This window comes from uncultured Alcanivorax sp. (genome assembly GCF_947258575.1).
Taxonomy (GTDB): Bacteria; Pseudomonadota; Gammaproteobacteria; order Pseudomonadales; family Alcanivoracaceae; genus Alcanivorax.
In genome coordinates this window covers 38708-60439 of sequence record NZ_CAMYIV010000003.1, presented here as the reverse complement: position 1 = coordinate 60439, position 21732 = coordinate 38708, and the positions used below count along the sequence as shown (strand labels likewise).

The 21732-nt window shown below is 58.6% G+C and carries 20 protein-coding genes; 13 read left to right on the top strand and 7 right to left on the bottom strand.

Features of this window, described 5'->3' with window-relative positions; genetic code table 11:
• The first annotated feature begins 157 nt into the window (after positions 1 to 157).
• Entirely contained in the window at positions 158 to 460 is a 303-nt protein-coding gene (locus Q0Y02_RS02565) for a Rieske 2Fe-2S domain-containing protein (RefSeq protein ID WP_297763992.1), read from the top strand.
• A gap of 11 nt (positions 461 to 471) precedes the next feature.
• Here the strand turns inward: Q0Y02_RS02565 and Q0Y02_RS02560 are convergent, their stop codons facing one another.
• Positions 472 to 1122 (bottom strand): transglycosylase SLT domain-containing protein, encoded by a 651-nt coding sequence (locus tag Q0Y02_RS02560; protein WP_297763989.1) that lies wholly within the window; start codon positions 1120 to 1122, stop codon positions 472 to 474.
• A 350-nt stretch (positions 1123 to 1472) separates the two neighbouring features.
• Here Q0Y02_RS02560 and gorA point away from each other — a divergent pair, with 350 nt between their 5' ends.
• The gene (gene gorA, locus Q0Y02_RS02555; RefSeq protein ID WP_297763986.1) at positions 1473 to 2837 is read left to right on the top strand and encodes a glutathione-disulfide reductase; all 1365 of its coding nucleotides are present in this window, start codon (positions 1473 to 1475) and stop codon (positions 2835 to 2837) included.
• 64 nt (positions 2838 to 2901) lie between these two features.
• Here gorA and Q0Y02_RS02550 read toward each other — a convergent pair whose 3' ends face one another.
• Positions 2902 to 4245: a cytochrome P450 gene (locus tag Q0Y02_RS02550; protein ID WP_297763984.1), complete on the bottom strand. Its 1344-nt coding sequence runs from the start codon at positions 4243 to 4245 to the stop codon at positions 2902 to 2904.
• 472 nt (positions 4246 to 4717) lie between these two features.
• Between Q0Y02_RS02550 and Q0Y02_RS02545 the strand changes: the two genes are divergently transcribed.
• From Q0Y02_RS02545 to Q0Y02_RS02530, 4 genes are all read left to right on the top strand, one after another.
• On the top strand, positions 4718 to 5500 hold the full coding sequence (locus Q0Y02_RS02545) for a ParA family protein (RefSeq protein WP_273009495.1): 783 nt from the start codon (positions 4718 to 4720) through the stop codon (positions 5498 to 5500).
• Complete coding sequence (locus Q0Y02_RS02540) at positions 5490 to 5879, top strand: YkvA family protein (protein ID WP_297763977.1); 390 nt, start codon at positions 5490 to 5492, stop codon at positions 5877 to 5879. The genes Q0Y02_RS02545 and Q0Y02_RS02540 overlap by 11 nt, the downstream gene beginning before the upstream one ends.
• 271 nt (positions 5880 to 6150) lie before the next feature.
• Positions 6151 to 6945: a hypothetical protein gene (locus tag Q0Y02_RS02535; protein ID WP_297763976.1), complete on the top strand. Its 795-nt coding sequence runs from the start codon at positions 6151 to 6153 to the stop codon at positions 6943 to 6945.
• An 80-nt stretch (positions 6946 to 7025) separates the two neighbouring features.
• Complete coding sequence (locus Q0Y02_RS02530; protein ID WP_297763973.1) at positions 7026 to 7790, top strand: hypothetical protein; 765 nt, start codon at positions 7026 to 7028, stop codon at positions 7788 to 7790.
• An 84-nt stretch (positions 7791 to 7874) separates the two neighbouring features.
• Here Q0Y02_RS02530 and Q0Y02_RS02525 read toward each other — a convergent pair whose 3' ends face one another.
• The gene (locus Q0Y02_RS02525; RefSeq protein WP_297763970.1) at positions 7875 to 8999 is read right to left on the bottom strand and encodes an alpha/beta fold hydrolase; all 1125 of its coding nucleotides are present in this window, start codon (positions 8997 to 8999) and stop codon (positions 7875 to 7877) included.
• A 136-nt stretch (positions 9000 to 9135) separates the two neighbouring features.
• Between Q0Y02_RS02525 and Q0Y02_RS02520 the strand changes: the two genes are divergently transcribed.
• The 3 genes from Q0Y02_RS02520 (at position 9136) to Q0Y02_RS02510 (ending at position 11480) form a co-directional block, all read left to right on the top strand.
• Positions 9136 to 9606 carry a PaaI family thioesterase gene (locus tag Q0Y02_RS02520; RefSeq protein WP_232221947.1) on the top strand — a complete coding sequence of 157 codons (471 nt, stop codon included), beginning with the start codon at positions 9136 to 9138 and terminating at the stop codon, positions 9604 to 9606.
• Positions 9603 to 10052 carry a PaaI family thioesterase gene (locus tag Q0Y02_RS02515; protein ID WP_035244352.1) on the top strand — a complete coding sequence of 150 codons (450 nt, stop codon included), beginning with the start codon at positions 9603 to 9605 and terminating at the stop codon, positions 10050 to 10052. The genes Q0Y02_RS02520 and Q0Y02_RS02515 overlap by 4 nt, the downstream gene beginning before the upstream one ends.
• A 315-nt stretch (positions 10053 to 10367) precedes the next feature.
• A complete protein-coding gene (locus Q0Y02_RS02510; protein ID WP_297763956.1) occupies positions 10368 to 11480 on the top strand; it encodes a ferritin-like domain-containing protein in 1113 nt (370 codons plus the stop codon).
• Between the two features lie 179 nt (positions 11481 to 11659).
• Here the strand turns inward: Q0Y02_RS02510 and Q0Y02_RS02505 are convergent, their stop codons facing one another.
• A complete protein-coding gene (locus Q0Y02_RS02505; protein WP_297763953.1) occupies positions 11660 to 12433 on the bottom strand; it encodes a patatin-like phospholipase family protein in 774 nt (257 codons plus the stop codon).
• On the opposite strand from Q0Y02_RS02505, the gene Q0Y02_RS02500 reads away from it, so the two are divergent.
• Complete coding sequence (locus tag Q0Y02_RS02500) at positions 12424 to 13677, top strand: MFS transporter (RefSeq protein ID WP_297763950.1); 1254 nt, start codon at positions 12424 to 12426, stop codon at positions 13675 to 13677. The genes Q0Y02_RS02505 and Q0Y02_RS02500 overlap by 10 nt on opposite strands.
• A 92-nt stretch (positions 13678 to 13769) precedes the next feature.
• On the opposite strand, the gene Q0Y02_RS02495 is transcribed toward Q0Y02_RS02500, so the two are convergent.
• From Q0Y02_RS02495 to Q0Y02_RS02485, 3 genes are all read right to left on the bottom strand, one after another.
• Entirely contained in the window at positions 13770 to 14672 is a 903-nt protein-coding gene (locus tag Q0Y02_RS02495) for a base excision DNA repair protein (protein ID WP_297763947.1), read from the bottom strand.
• Complete coding sequence (gene ada / locus Q0Y02_RS02490) at positions 14669 to 15736, bottom strand: bifunctional DNA-binding transcriptional regulator/O6-methylguanine-DNA methyltransferase Ada (protein WP_297763944.1); 1068 nt, start codon at positions 15734 to 15736, stop codon at positions 14669 to 14671. Before ada ends, Q0Y02_RS02495 begins: the two co-directional genes overlap by 4 nt.
• A gap of 139 nt (positions 15737 to 15875) precedes the next feature.
• Complete coding sequence (locus Q0Y02_RS02485; protein ID WP_035244359.1) at positions 15876 to 16544, bottom strand: OmpA family protein; 669 nt, start codon at positions 16542 to 16544, stop codon at positions 15876 to 15878.
• A gap of 318 nt (positions 16545 to 16862) precedes the next feature.
• Between Q0Y02_RS02485 and Q0Y02_RS02480 the strand changes: the two genes are divergently transcribed.
• Genes Q0Y02_RS02480 through Q0Y02_RS02470 form a run of 3 tightly spaced genes read left to right on the top strand, consistent with a single transcriptional unit; the run spans position 16863 to position 21537 of the window.
• Positions 16863 to 18482, top strand: coding sequence for an FAD-binding oxidoreductase (locus Q0Y02_RS02480; protein WP_297763941.1), 1620 nt, complete (start codon positions 16863 to 16865; stop codon positions 18480 to 18482).
• A complete protein-coding gene (locus Q0Y02_RS02475; protein ID WP_297763938.1) occupies positions 18482 to 19981 on the top strand; it encodes a glycerol-3-phosphate dehydrogenase/oxidase in 1500 nt (499 codons plus the stop codon). Before Q0Y02_RS02480 ends, Q0Y02_RS02475 begins: the two co-directional genes overlap by 1 nt.
• On the top strand, positions 19978 to 21537 hold the full coding sequence (locus Q0Y02_RS02470) for an FGGY-family carbohydrate kinase (RefSeq protein WP_297763934.1): 1560 nt from the start codon (positions 19978 to 19980) through the stop codon (positions 21535 to 21537). Before Q0Y02_RS02475 ends, Q0Y02_RS02470 begins: the two co-directional genes overlap by 4 nt.
• The last annotated feature ends 195 nt before the right edge of the window (positions 21538 to 21732 follow it).

The following is a 21732-nucleotide window of genomic DNA, read 5'->3' as shown; positions in this document are numbered from 1 at the left end:
ATTGCGGGCTTTTTACGTTATGGGCGGTTTGGCAGAGACGCGTCTCAGTTGTTCCCTTTCCTCTTTTATTATGAAGAGTCGGGTCTCAACGGATGAGCAAGAGAAGTGTGGGCTGCCATGGACCGCAAGCTCTCAACCGCCAGGACGAAGGTAAGCCATGTTTCATCGCCTGCTCAGGACTCTGGATTTGTACGACGGTTTGCGACTGCCTGTGAAAGTAGGCCGGTTGGAGTTGTTGCTGATCCATGAGGAGGGGGAAACCCGGTTAATGCAACGGCGCTGCCCCCATGCGGATTTTCCACTGGATCGTTGCACCATCAACCATGGCGAGCTGCGCTGCCCCGGGCATGGCCTGACGTTTTCCCTGAGAAGTGGTCGCTGTCTTAGTGCCAGCTACCAACTTGAGCAATATCCACTGAGTTATGATGGGCCCTGGTTGGGAGTGGATCTGCCGGCATAGGGGAGGGCAGCTTAGTGGCGAATAGGGGAGGCGTAGACGACTTTCTCCTCGCCCAGGCCGGCAACAAAGTGGCTGCTGTAGCGCTGGCGTAATTGTTTGACCTTACGCACATAGGCCTGGGTTTCCTTGAAGGGGGGGATGCCGCCGTAACGGCGCACATTGCCTTCTCCAGCGTTATAGGCCGCCAAGATATGGTCCAGGGTGGAGAATTTGCCTTTCAGGTACGCCAGGAAGCGGGTGCCGCCGAGGATGTTTTCTTTGGCATCAAAAGGATTGCTGACTTCCAGGTAAGCAGCGGTTTCTGGCATCAGCTGCATCAATCCCTGGGCGCCAACTCGGGATATGGCCTGTGGGTTGAACAGGGATTCGGCATGGATTACGGCCTTTACCAGTGCCGGGTCCACCCGGTGCTGGCCTGCCGCCAGCGTAATCAGGTTGTCGTAGCGGTCTCGCTCTGCATCGCTCAGTGCTCGGGGCTGGTAGTTCCAGCCTTTGCGTATGGATAGCAGGGTATGATTACGGCCAACCCGGTCCTGAGGCTGGTCGGTAAACAGAATGGTGCCGTCAGCGGCCCGATACTTGTAAATATCACTAGCCCCGACAGTGCCTGAAAAACTGATCATGCCGCTCATTAGTAGAGCCAGCAGCCCGCTCAGTCGCATTAGTGTCCCGTTCCCCGTTGAATGCGCTGTGGTGTGCCACGCGTTGTTGTTTTGTAAGGAAAAACCCTTGGGGCTTTTCTGGCCAAACGTTACCCCCATGATAACGTCAGGCCTGACAGGTATTACCCATGACCGACGAGTTGTCGGAATGAGCCGCTGAGCGTACCCGGCCAGCGCTCAAACATCATACTATCGCAGCCCTTGACGCCCAAGAGTTCTGGCTCACATTTCCACTTCATTGTGGCATATGGGCAAATCCATTGCTGTTGGCTATGGCATGTATCAGCTCATCAGCCTTGTTAATCCTTTCGCCCTGCGCACAATAGGGGCAAACCAAGCAGGAGACAGCAGTGACAACAGAATTTGATCTGGTGGTGATCGGTGCCGGTTCCGGTGGTGTTCGAGCTGCGCGGATGGCGGCAAGCCATGGCGCGCGGGTAGCCATCGTCGAAGAACGTTTTTTTGGTGGTACCTGTGTCAATGTGGGCTGTGTTCCCAAGAAGCTGTTCTCTTACGGCTCCCATTTTCCCCAGGAATTTGCGCTGGCCGAGGATTTCGGTTTTTCCGTGCAGGGCTGGTCATTCGACTGGGCAACCCTGCGCGATAACAAGAGCCGGGAAATTCACCGCTTGAATGGCATCTACCAGCGCATCCTCGATCAAGCCGGGGTCACTGTTTTCGAAGGACATGGCAAGGTTCTGGGCCAGGGACGAGTGGCTGTCGATGGCCGGGAACTGAGCACGGCCAATATCCTGATCGCCACCGGCGGCAAACCCTTTGTGCCTGAATTTCCTGGCTGTGAGCTGGCACGGATCTCCGATGACCTTTTCTATCTGGAGACGCTGCCCGAGCGAGTAGCGGTGGTGGGGGGCGGCTACATTGCCACCGAATTCGCCGGCATCCTGCATGGCCTGGGCTGTCAGGTCACCCAGGTGTATCGGGGCGAGCTCTTCCTGCGCGGATTTGACGGCGATATTCGCCAGTTTGTGGCAGAGCAGATGCGCGGGCAGGGGGTGGATCTGAAGTTCAACAGTGATGTCACCCGCCTGGAGGCTTTCGGCAGCGGCAAGCAGGTCACCTATCAGGACGGTAGTCAGCAAACCTTTGACGAGGTCTTCTACGCCACCGGCCGCGTACCAAAGCTGGATGGGTTGTTTGCAGACGGGGCGACGCCAACGCTGACAGAAGAGGGGGCGATCAAGGTTGATGACGGCTTTGCCACCTCCATCCCGTGCCTTTACGCCCTGGGCGATGTGATTGACCGTGTCCAGCTGACCCCCGTGGCCCTGGCTGAAGGCATGTGGCTGGCTGCGCAGCTGTTCGGCGAGAGCAAGCCGCGGGCTACAATGGATTACCGCAATATCGCCACCGCTGTTTTCAGCCACCCGAACATCGGCACCGTAGGGCTCAGTCAGGAAGAAGCGTTGCAGCAGGCCTCGGCAATCCGGGTTTACAAAAGCGGTTTCAGACCCATGCGTTACACCCTGGGTGACAAACAGGAACGCAGCTTTATCAAGCTGATCGTGGACGACGAAACCGACAGGGTGCTTGGTCTGCATATGGCCGGGGAGGACGCGGCGGAAATTACCCAGGGCTTTGCCGTGGCCATTAAGATGGGCGCTACCAAAGCCGATTTTGACGCCACCGTGGGTATCCACCCGACGGCGGCTGAAGAGCTGGTCACCATGCGTCAGGGGGAAAGAATTACCGCCTGAGCACTCCAATATTGTTTCCCCCCGCCGCAGGACCGTCGCCAGCGACGCTCCTGCGGCCAGGAGCTCAGAGTCTCTCCAGTTTCACCGGTAGCCCATCGCCGGGCACCGGCAGGCTGGTGGTATCTACCGGCATCTCGTAGTCCTGCGGCACGCTCCAGCGATAATTGAGCAGCACCTGGTGAAGAATCGCCTTCACCTGCATTTCCGCAAAGTGCAGGCCGATACATTTGTGCGCACCACCCCCGAACGGCACCCAGGCATAAGGGTGCACCTTGTCTTCCCGGCGGGCTTCACTGAACCGTTCCGGATCAAACGTTTCCGGCTCCGGCCAGTACTCTTCCATGTAATGTGTGAAGTAGGGCACCACGTTGATAAAGCTGCCTCGGGGGATGAAAAACCCCTCGTATTCCACGTCCTTGACGGTCTTGCGCGGCAGGGACGGCACCGGAGCGCAGAGCCGCAGTGCTTCTTTCATGGCCATACCAATCCCTTCCAGCTGGGGGAGGTCTTCATACTCCAGGCAGGTTTTGCCAAGGGCCTGGCTTTCCTTGCGCAGACGTTCCTGCCATTGCGGATTCTTGGCCAGATAATAAAAGAGGGTGGAGAGCGTGATGGTGGACGTATCGTGGGCCGCCATCATCAAGAAGATCATGTGGTTAACCACATCGTCGTCGCTGAATTGTTCACCGTCTTCCGTTTCGGCGTGACAAAGCACACTGAACAGGTCGGAATCGCGGCTTTGCCGTTTGGCGGCAATTTCCTTGCGGAAGAAGGCTTCCAGAAGCTTGCGCCCCTTGAGGCCTTTTGACCAGCGCAGGCCGGGAACAGGGGTGCGCACGATGGCGGTGCCGGCACGAACCGTATCCACGAAAGCCCGATTGATGTCGTCAGCCTCCGGGCCCAGCTCATAGCCCATGAAGACATCGGTGGCCAGATCCAGGGTGAGCTGTTTTACCGCACTCAGCACATGAAAATCGGCGATGGCGTTCCAGGGTGCAATTCCCGAGGTGATGTGCGGGCCCATCCGCTCCAGATAGCCCTTGAGAACATCCCGATTGAACGCCTGCTGCATGATCTTGCGATGCCAGCGGTGCTCCTCGAAATCCAGCAACATGATGCCGCGATGGAAAAAACGACCAATAAAGTAATCCCAGCCCTGGTGGTTGGAAAACAGGTCACCCCGATTGAGCATGACGAACTGGTTGGCATCCGGGCCCAGCAGTTGCACCATTTTCAGGCCAAACACGCTAGTCCATGAGACCGGACCGTATTGATCGTAGCGTTTGCGCATCAGGCCGATGGGATCGCGCATGAAGGAGAGGGTGTGGCCGATGAGTGGCAGCCCCTTGTCGCCAGGTACAGCGCGAAGCTGGCTTTGCGCGGGCAGCGGACAAAACGGTTGTGACATGAATCTCTCCCAATAAACAGAGCGTTTACTATTAGCTGGATAACACGCCCAGCTCAATACCACTAAACAGATTTCGTTATCGCATTTCCCTGTCAGCCGAACGGCTCAGTTGCTGGGGTTGTTGGGCTCTGTGTGCTGTTTTTTTGATCTGCACCTGTCCGGCTCACAGCCCGGCAAGGCTGGGGCCAGTCACTCAAGGGTTATGCACCCGGTTATCCACAGAAACTGTGGACAGAAAAAGAGAACCGGTGGGCACTGGGAGAGCCACCAAGGCCTGTGTATGATTCGGCAACAAACAAAAACTGCGTGCAGGCCCAAGGTTGAGCCCGCCTCGAAAGAGGAGGCTTCAAGTGGTCGAATTGCTTACATCAAACCGGATCGCGCCGGGCGCCATTGCCAATAGGCGCGAATGCCCGTGGAGCCCCGGCCTGCAGACAGTCCGCAAGCCTGCTGTATTAAGGAGAACAAGGAAATGCGTCGTGTGGTGTTTAACCAGAAGGGGGGAGTGGGGAAATCCAGTATCACGGTAAACCTGGCTGCCATCAGTGCCGCCGAGGGAAACCGCACCCTGGTGGTGGATCTGGACCCGCAGTGCAATGCCAGTCAGTACCTGTTAGGGATGCCCGCCTACAGCAATGGGGAAGGCCCCAAGCCGAATATCGGCACCTTCTTTGCCCAGACGCTGTCGTTTCGGTTGAAAGAAAAAGACGCTCGCGAATATGTGCACGCCACGCCTTTCCAGAACCTGTTTGTATTGCCTTCGGATGGCGAGCTGGGTGAAATCGAGCACATGCTCGAATCCAAGCACAAGATCTACAAACTTCGTGGCCTGCTGAAAAGCCTGTCCAAAGATTTCGATACCATCTTTGTCGACACCCCTCCAGCGTATAATTTTTATACTCTGTCAGCGCTCATTGCTGCGGACCGTGTATTGATCCCCTTTGATTGCGATGCCTTCTCACGCAAGGCGCTCTATACCTTGCTGGAGAACATCCAGGAGGCACGGGAAGATCACAACGACGAGTTGCAGGTGGAGGGCATTGTCGTCAACCAGTTCCAGCCCCGTGCTCGCTTGCCGCAGGAACTGGTCGCGTCGCTTGAAGATGAAGGGTTGCCGATGCTGAGCAGCAAGCTTTCTGCCAGTGTGGTGATGCGGGAATCCCACGAACAGGCGACTCCCTTGGTTAATTTGCAGCCCAAACACAAGCTGACCGAGGAATATCGGGCATTGTTCCACGAGCTCAATGGCCGCTAACCCGTTTCGCAAACAGGCGTCTCGACGTGCCGAGCGGATATTGCGCTCGGCCACGGCTAGTCGATGGTTGGCCAAGGCGGTATTCAACCGCTCTGATCAGTTGCAGCAACGGCTGGGCGAAGCGGCAGGGCAGCTCAAGTTGCTGGCCAGGATGCTGCTGGACTGGACCGCCGGGCGCTATCGGCAGGTGCCCTGGGCAACCCTGCTGACTGTCACCGGAGCGCTGGTGTATTTCCTGATGCCCCTGGATGCGATTCCGGACCCTATCATTGGCCTCGGTTTGCTGGATGATATCGGGGTGCTGGCCAAGGCCTGGCAATTTGCCGGAAAGGATATCGAGCGTTATCAGCAGTGGCGTGAGGGGCAGGAAGATCCATGAAGCCTGTTTGGCCTGAGCTTGTCAGGCCTTGAGACCATGGAATGACCATGGCACCAGCCACGATTTAGGGGTAAGGCGCAGCCGGGACAGCCTTGCGGGCAAAAGGTGGAGTGATAGAGACCATTTTGATATCAGTGCCGGGTTCCTCTCTCTTATGAATTTTGTGATAGTGTTTACTCATATTGAGTGAGTGCCTGCCCTGGGCCGGCGTGATCAGATCAAAAACAAGCAATTCACAACAACAATTAGCGATCAGGAAAAGGGAGTAGTTATGGGCAAGCGTCTGCTGGGGAGCCTTCTGGCTATCGCCTTGCTGCCAGTGCAGGGGATGGCAGCCATTACCAATGCGGATCTTGAAGAGTTTGAGTTGTCGCTGTGGAAGGTGCGCACAAATTTCCATATGCTCACAGTGATGGCAGGCAGTGATATTTATGCGTCTGACCTGAAGCGGACTATTTCCCAGGCCGGGCAGGCCCTTTCCGAACTGAGAGCCAATGCCGAGGGCAGCGAAGAGCGCCAGTTTGTAGCAGATCTGGAAAAGGAATTGACGCTTTACGTAGATGCCGCCAAGGGAAACACCATGGCAGAGCAAGGCTACACCAATGCTTATGTCATCAAGGACGTGAACGAACTTCCCGCCATCATGGCGGAAAAAATGGATGCTTTCGAAACTGCCACCAGTGGCAAGTATGATGAGATTCGTGAGCTATCGGCCTTCCTTCAGCGGATGACATCTGAGTACTTGAATGTGGCTGCAGATCCGGCGGGAGGCATGGCAGCAGGTTCGGATGAGGGCCGCTTGGATTTCAAGAATGCCGTACCGGAATTTGAGAAGATGCTGAAAGCGGCCCAACAACAATATGCCGGGGATGAAGCCATGACCCGGGCTCTGGACCAGGTGGCGGTTAAGTGGAAGTTTATTCGTCAGTCCATGGTCAAGTTCTATGAAAATGCGGTGCCGTTTCTGATTTACCGCTATACCAGACAGATGGTGGACACAATGGAGCAAGCCATCAGCCTGGCCTCTACAGATATGGCCAAGCCCACCTTCGGGCCTGTTGAATAGTCATAACTGCCATATTGGCATGCATTCAGGCCCCCGCTAACGGCGGGGGTTTTTCGTGGGGTAAAGAAAGAGGAATCGGGGTGAAAAAACAAGGAATGTGGATGTTGGCGGGGGCGCTGATGGCGGCTGTTTCCGGCGCGCAGGCAGCATTTTCTGCAACGGAACTGGCAATGATGGAAGCGGATGCCTGGCGTGCCCGGATGGGATTCCATCTACTGTCGATTCGTGGCGATAACCCGGAGGATCGAGATGCACTCAGACAGCTGCTCGATGATGGGCAGGGTCGGGTGGCCGAGCTAAAAGGGCGGGCCGTGGGCGAAGAGGTAGCTCAGGCCAGTGCTTTTGACACGGCCTGGGATGACCTGTCTAAACGTGCGCTCGACAACCCGCTGGCGTCTCTGGGTTATGCGGACTACGGCGCCATGAGCGAGATGAACACGACCACCCTGGCAGTTGCCGAGCTTGTTGAAGAGGCTGATCCCGGCGAGCCAGAAGGCGCCTATCTTGATATCGCGGAATTGTCGGTATCCATGCAGCGCCTGGCCAGTGAATACCTGGCGTTGGCCGCTTTCCCGTCGGCAGGTATGCCGACTGGCACCGGGCTGCCGCCAATGGACTTTGCCATTGAGGCAAAATCCATCGATGACCAGCTGGAGAGTCTCAAGGGGCGCTATGCCAGTGATGTGCAGGCGAGCGAGGTGCTGGCATTTGTTGAGCAGCGTTGGGTTTTCGTGCGCAATACCATCCCGCGGATGAACGAAAACGATGCCAACAAGGTCCCGTATCTCTTTTATCGCTATGCCACTCAGGTCGCAGAGCGTGTAGAGGAGCTGGTAGCTCCCTGAGTTAAAACCAGCTGATCATGGCAGTACTTTCCAGGAGTGTGCACCTTGCTTCTCCGGGAAAGTGCTGCAATGTGTGCTTCAGTATTAATCCGAGCGAGTAGCCAGCCAGTCCGCGCTGATACGCCAGGCATGGCTGGGCGCCTTGGAGCCGGAAAATACGCCGGCATGGCCGCCGGGGACCTCCTCGAAACGCTTTTCCTGGCTGCCTACCAGCCTCAGCACTTCCCGCGCTGCACGCAGGCTGACGATATTGTCAGTGGTGCCGGCAAACGCCAGCAGATCCTGGTGTATCGCGGAAAAGTCTACACTGCGGCCTCCGATGCGGATTTTTCCCTTGGCCAGGCTGTTGGCCAGAATCATCTTCTCGATCACCTCTCGCACCACCGCACCCGGGTAATCCACCATATCGTTGAACCATTGGCCCATGGTCATATACTCGGTGACGTATTCCCGGTCGGCGATGTTCTTCACCAGATCCAGGTAGGCCTGTACCACCCCCGGCGGGTTGGTCATTTTGAAACCAAAGGTCAGTAGCCCTGCGGGGATGTGGAATAACTTGTCGTCCAGCGGCTCGAGGCGCACCTTGAACCATTCATGGATTTGCATTGCGGGAATGGAGGCCAGGCCCAGCGCTTTGCCGAAGGGACCGCTTTTGTGAAAATTCACCGGGCTGGCAATGGTGATCAGGCTGCGTACTGGCGCATCCGGATGGCCCCCCAGGTACATCATGCAGAGCAGGCCGCCCATGCAGTAACCCAGCAGATTGACCTGGTCCTGGCCGGAGTGCGTCTTGACGGTGTCCACCGCCGCCGGCAACCAGCGGTTCACATAGGTATCCAGGTCCAGGCTGCGCTCTGCCTGGGAGGGTTTACCCCAGTCCACCAGATAGATGTCATAGCCTCGGGCCATCAGATAGCGGACCATGGAGCGGTTCGGCATCAAATCATAGGTCCAGCAATGGATGCCCAGTGCCGGCACCAGAATCAGGGGCGTACGGTATTTGCTGCGCGCCACCGGCATCATCTCGTCGTTGACCGGGATTTCGCTCATGGGTGGCAGGCTGTAATGGCGAACGGCCATGATGCCGTCGCGGTAGATTTCATCCCAGGGGCATTTATCAATCTGGATAAACCGCTGCGGATGTCGCCGACGCTCGACGATATGCCCAACGGCACGCAGACTGGTCTTCAAACGGGATGACGTCGCCATGGGAGGCCTCCGACAATGAGGGGGCTGGGATACTATCGGGAAAGCAACGTATTACCAGGGTGAAAAAGTAACACTTTGCAGAGTAATGTCGACTCGTTAATCTAGCGCGCCCGAGGCACAGGAGGCATTGGCCGTCGTGACAACTTCATCGCAATCATTTACCCGTCTGGATGTCTGCAACCGGTTTCTGGAGTCGGTCAGGCACTCGGTAGTGCTGGGCCTGGAAGTGCTCAGTGCTGAAGAAAATGCCGTCAGGGTACGCGTGCCCTGGCGCGAAGATCTGGTTGGCAACCCGGAAACCGGTGTCATGCATGGTGGTGCCATCTTCGCCATGATGGATCATGCTGGCGGCATGGCAGTGACCTGTCGTACCTTTCCGACTTTCGAAATTACCCCTACCATCGACTTCCGCGTGGATCATCTGCGCGGCCCTGAAAAGGGCGCAGCGGTATTCTGTGAAGCTACCTGCTATCGCCTCACTACCCACGTGGCCTTTGTACGTATTACCACGTGGGAGGAGGGCAATGAGGATGAGCCCATCGCAACCGGGCTGGCAACCTACACCCGACTGAAAATCGAAACCGCAGGCAAGGTGGTGGGGCAATGAAAGCACTGAAAACCCTGATTGAAGAATGCCGCGCTGGCGAGGCGGATTACCAGAGTTTGATTGACCGGGTGCCCTATGCCCGCTTTCTGGGTATCCAGGTAGTCGCGCAAGGTGATGAGCTGACTTTTGTGCTGCCAAAGCATGACAATGTAGTGGGTAATCCGACCCTGCCGGCCCTGCACGGTGGGGCGGTGGCGGGCTTCATGGAGCAGGCCGCGATTATCTTCATCCTGCTGCAAATGGGGGAACCACGGGTGCCCAAGACCATCGATTTCACCATTGATTACCTGCGGGCCGGCCTTTTCCGTGACACCTATGCGGAGTGCAGCGTCACCCGGCTGGGGCGACGCATTGCCAATGTACATATCAGCGCCTGGCAAAAAAACCGCCAGGAGCCCATCACCATCGCCCGGGCGCATTTCCTGCTGTCGGACGATGCTGGTTGACGCCGGTAAGCCGTAAAGCTTTCTTTCAAACTCGAGCATCTGCTGTTATGTAGGGTGCACTGAGCCTAAGGCGAACTGCACCATGATCCAACCGCGGAATTGGTGCAGTTCGCCTTAGGCTCAGTGCACCCTACGTCTTCCTGAGAGGTTTTTCCGGGCTTGGCGCTCGATTGTGATTTTGCGCCAACACCCGGCCCGATTGTCAGAACGCGACATTGTTCCGGCACTCACATCCGCCTAGCGTTTAAGTGAACCTGTTCAGGACGCGCCTTTGCGTCCTGAGGTGTGCGCTACAACGCTAAAAAAGGTGTTTCCATGAAAATAACCAACGTTACCTCTCCGCCCACATCGGTGAGCATCTATGAGAGCTGGGATGGACCCGGTGCAGAGGATATTGAAGACAAGCTGACCCCGGGCCATGTGCAGGATGTGGTGGAAATCTTCCAGACCCCGCTCACCGGCCACTACAACTGGGACTATTCCAGTGCTGATGGCCGAATCCGTAAGCTGTATCGGTTGGGCAAGGAACTGAACTGGAATGCGGACATGGATCTGGACTGGACCCAGACTTTTCCGCGCAGTGAAATCCCCCTGGATCAGGCCTTCAACCCGTTCAATGGCTGGCCCACCTTCGAGGCGCTCAGCGACGACGAAAAACTGCGCTTCGGGTGGCACAATCTTGCCTGGATGCTGGCGCAGTTCATGCACGGAGAGCAGGGGGCGTTGCTGGTAGCCTCCCAACTGGCAAGTTGCGCACCGTCCTACGATGCCAAGCTCTATGCAGCCAGCCAGACCTTCGATGAAGCGCGGCATGTGGAAGTGTTTACCCGTTACCTGCAGGAAAAGATCGGCATTTTTTATCCGGTGAACCCCAATCTGAAGGCCCTGCTCGACAAGATCCTCTCGGACCCGCGCTGGGATCTGAAATTCATCGGTATGCAGATCATCATCGAAGGCCTGGCTCTGGCCGCCTTCAATACCCTAAAGCTGACCGCCCATGATCCGCTTCTCAAGCAGATCATTCACCTGGTCATTCGCGATGAAGCGCGGCACGTTACCTTTGGCGTCAACTACTTGGAGGACTTTGTTGAGACTCTTTCTGAAGAAGAAAAAGAAGAGAGGGCGCACTTTGCCTTCGAGGCCTGCGTGGTCATGCGTGAGCGTCTGATCAGCACCGAGGTGTTTGAACATTTTGGCTGGGATGTGGACGAGGCCCGTGAACAGGTGCTGTCCTCCACCATCATGGCCCAATTCCGCAATCTGCTGTTCACTCGCATCATGCCCAACCTGAAGCGCATCGGCCTGCTCACCGAGTCGGTTCGCCCCCGTTTTGAGGAGCTGGGAATCCTGCAATTCGAAAATCTGGTGGATGACGGCGAAGTGGACTGGGCGGAACTGTCCAAGCCGCTCTACGACGAAGTGTCCTGAGAGCTGTCTTGGTAGGAGCCAGCCTGCAGGCGAATCGGAGCACTCTGGCTCGCCTGCAGGCAGGCTCTTACAGAAGAGCAACGGCTCCCGTGTAGGGTGCACTGAGCCTGAGGCGAACTGCACCATTCAAACGTTGGATCGGTGCAGTTCGCCTTAGGCTCAGTGCACCCTACGCTTCATCAGACGCTGGCGACTTTCACCATTCCATGGCGAACCGGTTTGGCTAGCGCCTGGCGGGTAGCGTCATAGGCTTGCTGTAATGCGACACGCCCTTGCTCCAACTTGCCGGGGCCGCTACGGGTCAGGCCGTCAATGGCCAGGGTTGTCAGGTTGGCGCGCAAAGGCGCCTGTAGGGCAGGGCTATTGGCCCGTCGCCACGGGGATCGGGATTGCAGATGGTGATAGAGTACGCGCTCGCCGGGCCAGGTGCCGGCCAGACCATGCCGGTCGGCAATGCCACCATCCCAGTAGTAACCCCCATCGATGCGTGCGGGCTGGAAAAGAAATGGCACCGCACAGGATGCATAAACAGCTTCCACCGGGTCCCCGGCGTTCAGTACCCGGGTGCGGCGGCTGGCGGCATGCCAGACGGAAAGGGCCACCGGGGTGGGGCTAAGGGCCAGGTCCGTTATGGGTAGCAATTCTTGCAGCAATGCCCGGAAACGGTTGCCGGCGAGTAAACCCAGGCCTGGAGCCGGGTCCCAGAAATGCTCCCGGGACAACCCGAGCAGGGTGTGCTCCATGCTTTCCGGGCACGCCTGGCTGGCCATGCAGGCGGCCACCAGCGCACCGGCACTGGAGCCGCAATAGCGGGTGGCCTGCAATTCATGTTCTTTCAGGGCTTTGACGACACCAAAATGGGCAAAGAAACCAAAAAAACCGGACGACATGGCCAGGGTAAAGGGGCGCTCGGCCAACCAGTCCGCCAGGCTTGGGGCGGGGTATGTCTTCATTGAACTCTTCCTCTGCGGCGACAAACCCTAACCCGGGCACCCTCAACCATACAATCCTGTTGACCGCCGTGGCGGTGACCGCTCTGGGCCAGACCCTGGTATTTACGCTGCTTCCGTCCCTGGGCCGGGCCACTGGCCTGGCGGAAATGCAGGTGGGACTGATCATCAGTTGTTCGTCGCTGATTTTTGCCCTGGCCAGTCCGGTGTGGGGCACCCTCAGTGAATCCCTGGGTCGCAAGCGGGTGCTGGTGATCGGGCTTAGCGGCTATTCCCTGGGCACGCTGATGTTTGCGGTGGTGTTCGATATCGGTCTGCACGGCGGGCTGGTCGGCGGGTTATTGGTGGCAGGCCTGGTACTCAGTCGCATGGTGCAGGCGGCGATTATGGCGGCCACGCCGGCAGCCGCCGCAGCCTATACCGCTGATATCACTACTCCAGAGCAGCGCACCCAGGGTATGGGCCGTATCGGTGCAGCGAACAATCTGGGGACGGTGATAGGGCCGGTATCCGGTGGTTTGCTGGCGGCGGTGGGGCTGGTTTTCCCGCTTTACGGCGTGGCGGCCCTGACCGCACTGATGGCTATCGCAACAGCCTTGTGGCTGCCCCCATCGCCGCACCAGCCTAAGGCGCGCACCGTGTCCCTGGGTAAGGTCCTGCGAAGTGGTCTGGGCGCCTATGCGGACCCGCGTTTGCGGGACTTGCTGCTCACCGGGGTGATGTTGTTCATGAGCTTTGCCCTGATTCAACAGACCCTGGGCTTCCTGTTTCAGGATCACTTCGGATTATCCCCCGCGGCGGCAGCCCGCGCCCTTGGCTTGACCATGATGGCGGCGGCGGTCACGTCCCTGTTCGGCCAGATTGTCGTGGTGCAATGGCTGCGGGCACCGGCCACGCTGCTGGTTGCCCTTGCTGTCCCGGCGCTGGGCGCCGGCGCGTTGATTCTGTGGCTGGCAGATCGGCAACTGGTGATGAGTTTTGCGGTATTGCTGGTGGGGCTCGGCCTGGGCTTCGGCATGCCGGCAATCATGTCTTTGGCCAGCCTGCGCGTCAGCAGCGAAGAGCAGGGGCGGGTGGCCGGTCTGGCCAGCGCCTGCCCGGCGTTGGGGTTTATTCTCGGGCCGCTGGTTGGCACCGGGCTGTACACCCTGGATCACCGCTGGCCCTATTTGCTGGTATTGTCTCTCATGGTGCCGCTGGCCTGGTTGGCCTGGCGGCTGGTACGTTCTGCGCCCGCAAGTGCGTAGTAGGGTGCGCTGAGCCGAAACACCGGGATGGTGCAGTTCGTCTTAGGCTCAGTGCAACCTACGGAAATGCCGGCGCGATAGGCCAGATCTGGTCAGGCGTTTACCGACAGGGATTCCCAAAGATGGGCCGCCATCAGGCTGCGCCAAGGGCGGAACTCAGCCAGCCAGCGTTCGGCTTCGCTGAGGCTTGGCGGAGACGCATTGCCCTGTAACTGCTGAATCGCCCGGCGCACGGCCACGTCCCCATGGAGGCTTCCGTCCATCCATGCATAGCCCCTCAGTAGTGCATAGTGAACGCTCCAGGGCCCCAGGCCACGTATTGCCAGTAAGCGCTTGCGCAGAGTTTCCAGATCGGGCTGCGCCATGTGGATCTCTGGCAGAAGGGCCTCGTTAAGGCAGCGACGAGCGACGGTGAGCAGACACTCCGCCTTGCTGCGCGAAAAACCACAGGCCTTCAGCGCTTCCGCGTTCGTGCTGGCAACATCGTTGGCATCGGGGTAGCAGTAAAGGCCGTTACTGTGCCTGCGGCCCAGGCGCTGTATAAAACGTCGGCGAATGGAAACGGCGGCAGCCACACTGATCTGCTGGCCGATGATCGCCCAGCTCAGTGCCTCAAACGGTGAGGCAGATTGTGGTACCCGCAATCCGGCCTGCGAGCGCACCATTGCACCCACCAGAGAGTGCCTGCCGGCCTGCGCCTCGAAGGCTTGCGTTGGCTGATCCAGACCCAGTAAATGACCCGCAAAGGCGTCCAGTGAAGCGCTGGCAGACGGTGGGTTATCGTCACAATGCAAAGTGACATGGGCATGGCCGGGCTGATCAAAATCCACTGTTAGCAGGGTGGGCACCTGTTGCCAGATAAAGGCTTTCTTCAGCGCACCGGCATCGACTTTTTCGGCGACGGCTTCGGTATCCCGGCGGTGGAAATCCAGGAAGGCTTCGCGATCGAAATCTGCAGGTAGCGTTAGAGTCAGCTCGGCTGTTTTTTTTCTCACTCACTCTCCTTGCTCTCAAGCTCGCGTTCCAGCAGGGCCCGCTTGCGCTCTACGCCCCAGCGATAGCCGGACAGGCTGCCATCACGGCGCACAATTCGATGGCAGGGAATCGCCACGGCCAAGGTGTTGGCGGCGCAGGCCGACGCCACTGCCCGGGCGGCGCCCGGTTGGCCAAGTGTTTCGGCCAGGGCCTGATAGGACAGGGTGGTGCCCGGAGGTATCTGTTGAAGCGCCTGCCAGACTCGTTGCTGAAACGCAGTGCCGCGAATATCCAGTGGCAACGACAGGCGCTGTTGCGGATCTTGGATCAGTGAAACAACCCGGGCCACCTTGGCGTCAAAAGCCGGGTCCGGCGGGAGCAGCTCGGCGTCAGCAAAACGTGTCTGAAATTCCTTGAGCAACGGTTCCGGTTCATCACCGAGACTGATGGCACAGATACCCTGTGCGGTTTCTGCCACCAGCAGGCAGCCCAGACTACATTCGGCCATGGCAAAACGGATCGCTGTCCCCGTGCCGCCGGAACGATACTGGCCGGGCAACATCCCCAGCATCTGTTTGCCCTGGCTATAAAGCTGGCTGCTGGATTCCATTCCCGACTCCTGCATAGCGCGGCTGATGGATGTATGGCGTTGTAAATTCCCGCTGAGGCGCCGCCGGCGCACTGCCATCGCATAGTCCCGTGGTGAAAGCCCGGTGACCGCCTTGAACTGGCGCTGCAAATGGTGGCGAGACCAGCCGCATTGAGCGGCTAGCTCTTTCAGTGTCGGAGGACTGTGGCTTTGCTCAATATGGCGGCACAGGGCTATGACGGTGTCTGTCACTGGTGAACCCGCCAGGGAAAACGGATTGCAACGACGACAAGGGCGCAAGCCCGCCTGCAAGGCTGCCTGCCCAGTAGGAAATATCCGCACATTGTCCAGGTTAGGCCGTCTTGCCGGACAACTGGGCCGACAGAAAATGCCGGTGGTGATAACGCCATAGACAAAGCGCTCGTCCGCACTTCGGTCACGGTTCTGGATGGCATGCCACTGTGTGTCGGTAATCTGCCCCGTCGCTGTACTCACGATCTGTTCCTTTGGCTTAATGAAGGGTCTGACTTCATCATGGCCCGAAGAAAATCGTGATGCACTCTGGATGTTGCGGGGGAATTGAAAAAAGAGGAAGGAGGGGGAGGTGGGTGCTGGGCACCCACCCCGGGTTGTCTTACTCGGTGTAAGGCAACAGGGTCAGTTCAACACGACGGTTTTGCTCACGGCCACTGGCGGTGCCGTTGCTGGCAATGGGCTGGGTCTCGCCGAAACCGACGGTATCCATGCGCACTTGCTCAACGCCGAAGCCGCCCAGAATATTGGCCACGGACTGAGCGCGTTGCTGGGACAGCATCAGGTTGTACTTGTCACCGCCGGTGCTATCGGTGTGGCCGGCTACCTGGATCATGGTGGACTTGTATTCCTTCAGGACTTCAGAGACGGCGTCCAGTACCGGGCGGAAAGAAGACTTCACCGTGGTGCTGTCGGTGTCGAAAGTCAGGTTACCTGGCATGTTCAGGATGATGTTGTCGCCATCACGGGTAACGGACACACCGGCACCTTCCAGTTTCTCGCGCAGCTTGGCTTCCTGGACATCCATGTAGTAGCCCACGCCACCACCGGCAACAGCGCCAATACCGGCGCCTTTCAGTGCCCGCTCTTTACGCTCTTTGGCACTGTCTGACGTGGCAATACCGATCAGGGCACCGGTGACGGCGCCAATGCCGGCACCCATACCAGCCTTGGAGGTCTGCTTTTCACCGGTGTAAGGGTTGATGGTGCTGCAGCCTGCCTGCAGGGACATAGCGCCTGCGAGCGCCAGACAACCAACGAAACGTTTCATGAGAACTCCTTGTAAGTCTTATAAGGTATTGGTTTTTAAATAGTTTGGATGTGATATGAACCATAGCCCTGAGAGCATGGCTGGTAAAGCGGCGTCTTCACGAGTTTACGAATTTGTACGAAAAAAACCGAGTGCCCGTTTGTAGATGGTTGTTATCTATTCAATACGGCCTGTATCAGCGGCACAAATCAGGCGGGTGTCAGAAATAGTCCATCTACTGTCCCGCTGCGCCAGTGAAACCCCTTGCCGTCAGGGCTACCATGACATCAGCCTGTTACACGATCCTGGCAGGCTTTCCCAAATCAAGGAGTACGTTGCATGCGACGCTGGAACGGCTGGGGCGACAGCGCCAATCATTACCCGCTGAAGGCCTCCGGCCTGACTTTTCTGCAATCGCGTCTTGGCACGGCCACACCCTTGCCGGATGCGGAAATGGCAACGGTGTTGCAGGCGGTGCCCGCGTCGCGCATGCCTGACCACCCGTTGATCCGAACCGATGCAGAAACACGCATTCGTCATGCTCGCGGGCAAAGCCTGCCGGACTGGCTGGCCATGCGCTCCGGTGATTTCGGTCGTTTCCCGGACGGAGTCGCCATGCCGACCAAAAGCGCAGAGGTGAAGCGCCTGCTGGTCTGGGCCCAGGACAATGATGTGCTGGTGATTCCCTATGGCGGCGGCACCTCTGTGGCCGGGCATATCAATCCACCAGCCAGCGACAAACCGGTGCTGACACTGTCACTGGCTGGCATGAACAAACTGCTCCACCTGGACAAGGAAAGCCAGATTGCCACCTTCGGCGCCGGTACCCCGGGACCGGAAGTGGAAAGCCAGCTGCGCGAGCAGGGCTACATGCTTGGGCATTTCCCGCAATCCTGGGAACTGTCTACGGTAGGGGGTTGGGTGGCTAGCCGCTCCAGCGGCCAGCAGTCCATGCGTTATGGTCGCATCGAACAGATGTTCGCTGGTGGTCGTATCGAAACGCCCAGGGGCACCCTGGATATCCCCACCATTCCGGCGTCTTCCGCCGGGCCGGATCTGCGGGAAATTATCATGGGCTCGGAAGGGCGCATGGGAGTGATCAGCGAGGTCAAGGTGCGCGTTACCCCCTTGCCGGAAACGGAAACGTTCCAGGTAGCCTTCACGCCGGACTGGGAAACGGCCAGGACGCTGGTGCGCAGCCTGACCCAGGCCAAGCTGCCGCTTTCCATGCTGCGGCTATCCAATGCGGAAGAAACCCGCACCCATCTGATGCTCGCCGGCCATGAAAAGCTGGTGTCGGTATTGCATCGATACCTGTCACTTCGTGGCTGCCGGAACGAAAAATGCATGATCACTTTCGGGGTGACCGGTGAAAAGTCACTGGTGCGCCACACCCTGGCCACGGTAAAAAAACGCATTCGTGCCGCCGGTGGCACGGTGGTGGGTGAGCTGCTGGGCAAGAAATGGGAAGAGTCCCGTTTTCGTTCCCCCTACCTCCGTCATGGGCTATGGGAGCATGGGTATGTGGTGGACACCTTTGAAACCGCGGTGGACTGGAATCAGGTCACCCCGGCCATGAATGCCATGGAGCAGGCGGTGCGCGACAACGTGGGAGAGGGCGAAAAAGTGCATGTCTTTACCCATCTGTCACACCTTTATCCGCAGGGTTCCAGTATCTATACCACCTATGTGTTTCGCTGCTCGGACAGCTACCACAATACCTTGCAGCGCTGGCGCGCCATGAAAGAGGCGGCCAGTGATGCCATCGTGGCGCATGGGGGCACCATCAGCCATCAGCACGGGGTAGGGCGCGATCATGCGCCCTGGCTCAGCCACGAGAAAGGCGAGCAGGGCATCGCGGCACTGACGTCATTAGTGAAACACTTTGATCCGCAGCAGCGACTGAACCCGGGCTGTTTGCTCGACGACACCCAGCCGCGAATTGAAAAGGAATCTTGATGTTAGGCAAACGCCACTCCCTGGACTCCCTCGCTGACGAAAACTGGGATCTTATTGTCATCGGTGGCGGTATCACCGGCGCCGGCGTGTTGCTGGAAGCGGCCCGTCGGGGGCACCGGGTGCTGCTGCTGGAGCAGACCGATTTCGCCTGGGGCACCTCCAGTCGCTCCTCCAAAATGGTGCATGGCGGGCTGCGTTATATCGCCCAGGGGGACATTCGCCTGACCCGCCACTCCCTGCTTGAACGCGAACGCTTGATTGAAGAATTGCCGGGGCTGGTGGAGCGGGCCACTTATCTGTTTCCGCTACGAAAAGGGGTCTTCCCCGGACGGTTGCCGATGAAGGCGATTCTCTGGTTGTACGATTTTCTTGCCGGCATCCGTGATCATCGTTACCTGAACCGTGAGCAACTGCTGGAGCGTGTGCCGGGGCTCAACAGCCAGTCCCTGACCGGCGCCATGAGCTATACCGATGCCCTTACCGATGACTGCCGCCTGGTGGTTCGGGTGATATTGGAGGCGGCTCGCCACGGTGGACTGGCACAGAATTACTGCCGGGTAGAACAGACCGAGCCCAGTGGTGAAGGTTACGCTGTCACAGTGACGGATCGAACCACCGAGCAGACGGCCACGCTTCGTGCGCGACGGGTGATCAGTGCCACCGGCGCCTGGGCAGACCGTTTTTCCGGCAGTGACCCCCGCGTGCGCCCCCTGCGCGGCAGCCACCTGTTTGTGAACCCCGAACGTCTGCCGGTGAAGGATTGCCTCACCGTCATGCATCCTGACGATGGTCGCCCGGTGTTTGTGTTCCCCTGGGAGGGGGTGACCTGCGTGGGCACCACGGATCTGGATCATCCCCAGGATATGGATATCGAGGCAGCGGCCAGTGGCCAGGAAGTGGATTACCTGCTCCGTTTGATCAACAGCCAGTTTCCGAAGGCGGCTCTCAATCGGGACGATATCTATTCCACCATTGCCGGCGTCCGTCCGGTCATTGCCTCCGGCAAGGGCATGGATCCTTCCAAGGAGCGCCGTGATCATGCGGTATGGGGTGAAAACGGTATCGTTACCGTCAGTGGTGGCAAGCTCACCACGTTTCGGCTGATTGCCCTGGATGCCTTGCTGGCCAGCGGTCTGATCGACAGTGCCGCCCACAAGCGCGGCCAGAAAACCACCGAGCCCGGCTTTATTCCCATCAGTGATGCCCCGCAGGCTGTGGATGCTTTTCTGCATGCAGATCAGGGAGACCCGGCCTTCATTCAGTGGATTCTCGAGAACGAAGATGTGGTGCACCTGGATGACCTGATGCTGCGCCGTACCCGGCTCGGGCTGCTGCTGCCTGAAGCCGGCAAGGTGCTACTGGATACCCTGCAACAACAGATTCAGGCCACCCTCGGCTGGGATGATGCCTGCTGGGAAGAGGAGAGAAGACGCTATCTGGACATTCATCAGCGCTACTACGGTGTGCCAGCCTCACCGGTAGAGCAGGCCGCCGGATGAGTGCGCCGCTGCTGCTTGCCCTTGATCAAGGCACACAAAGTGCCCGGGCCCTGCTGTTCGATGGCAACGGCGAACTGATTGCCAAGTACCAACAACATATCGAGCCCTATCTGCCAGACCGCCCGGGCGAAGCCGAGCAGGACGTTAACTATTTCTGGGAACAATTGGGTCAGGCCTGTCAGGGCTTATGGCTGGAGCATGAGGAGCTGCGATCCCGGGTGGTCGCGGTGTCTTTGACTACCCAGCGAGCCTCGGTGGTCTGCCTGGACAAGGCCATGCGCCCCCTGCGCCCGGCAGTAATCTGGCTGGATCAACGGCGTACCCCGGATTTTCCTCGCCTGCCCTGGTGGTATGCAGCGCCAGTGAACTTGCTCGGCCAGGGAGAAACCCTGCGCCAGTTTCAAGCCAAGGCGGAGTGCAACTGGCTGGCGGAGGATGAGCCTGAGATCTGGCAACGAACCGCCCATTTCCTGCTGCTGTCTGGCTATCTGAACTATCGTCTGACCGGTGAAGTGCGTGACTGTACCGCCTCGCAGGTTGGCTACATCCCTTTCGATTACAAGGGGCAGTGCTGGGCGCCGGCCCATGACCTGAAATGGAAAGCCCTGCGGGTAACCCGCGAGCAGCTTCCCGAGCTGGTCGCTCCCGGTGAGGCACTGGGCAAGGTCACCGCCGCCGCCAGTCGCCATACCGGTATCCCTGCCGGCTTGCCGGTGATTGCCAGTGGCGCGGACAAGGCTTGCGAAGTACTGGGTTCGGGGGCCTTTACACCGGAAATCGGCAATCTCAGCTACGGCACCACGGCCACCTTCAATACCTGTAATGAGCGTTATGTGGAGCCGATTCCGTTTGTGCCCGCCTACAGCGCGGCCGTACCAGGACGCTACAACTCGGAAGTCATCGTTCAGCGTGGTTACTGGATGGTGAACTGGTTCAAGCGGGAGTTCGCCCAACAGGAAGTGCAGCAAGCGCAGGAGCTGGGTGTCAGTGCGGAAACCCTGTTCGAGTCTTTCCTGCATGACTCGCCGCCCGGCGCCATGGGGCTGGTGCTGCAGCCCTTCTGGAATCCCGGCGTGCGCATCCCGGGACCGGAGGCCAAAGGCGCCATCATCGGCTTTGGCGATGTCCATACCCGGGCTCACCTTTACCGGGCGATTATCGAAGGCATTGCCTATGCCCTTCGCGAGGGCAAGGAGCGCCTTGAGAAACGCAATCGGGTGTCGGTGCAGTCCTTGCGGGTGTCCGGTGGTGGCTCACAAAGCGACGCCATCATGCAGATCACCGCGAACTTGTTTAACCTGCCTGCGGAACGCCCGCATACCTCGGAAACCTCCGGGCTGGGTGCCGCCATCAATGCGGCCGTTGCCATGGGGTTGCACGCGGATTACGCCAGCGCAGTAGCGGCAATGACACGCCCCGGCAAACGGTTTGAGCCAGATCCTGAAGTGGCCCGTCAGTACGATGCGCTTTACCGTCAGGTCTACCGGAAAATGTACCCGCGGCTGTCCCCCCTGTATCGCTCCATCCGAAAGATCACCGGTTATCCGTCGAGATAACACCGCATCGCTTTTACCGCTGAGGGCATGGTGCTCACGGACACCTGTAGCAAATCAGCGTTTGCAGCACGGGGGCACCAGCAGCTCGGGTGTGGCTAACCCCTGTCTTTTTGCCTAGTCTGTGCTGGATTCAATGAGGCTTCGCATGACTGACCGCTTTTTTATTTCGCTCTTATTATCCCTCTTGGCGCAAAC